The 258-nt window shown below is 57.0% G+C and carries 1 protein-coding gene; it reads left to right on the forward strand.

What is annotated here, in order from left to right:
- Positions 1-77 precede the first annotated feature (77 nt).
- Positions 78-258, forward strand: a 181-nt coding sequence (locus ACLJNW_RS26380; RefSeq protein ID WP_410961534.1) for a hypothetical protein, incomplete at its 3' end; no start/stop codon positions are given.

Raw genomic sequence — 258 nt, forward strand, 5'->3', positions numbered from 1 at the left:
TTGTCACCCCTCTCCCTCTCTCTAACCCTACCACCGTGGGTCCGCAGTACACTGAGGCCCAGCTGGAGAGCATTGAGGTGATGAAGTGGCAGATCTTGAGGGGCCAGCGTCTCAGGACCCAGTGCATCGAGCAGAGCAAGGCACAGGCAAAAGTGAAGCGGCAGCGCGAGGAGCAGGAGAAAAGAGGACTAGTCATTGGAGGTGTGTGGGTGCATGAGGACGAGTTCCAGGGCAGCTCCAAGAAACAGCATGTTGAAT

Origin of the sequence: Salmonella sp. SAL4457, assembly GCF_046548235.1 — a bacterium.
Lineage (GTDB): Bacteria > Pseudomonadota > Gammaproteobacteria > Enterobacterales > Enterobacteriaceae > Salmonella > Salmonella enterica.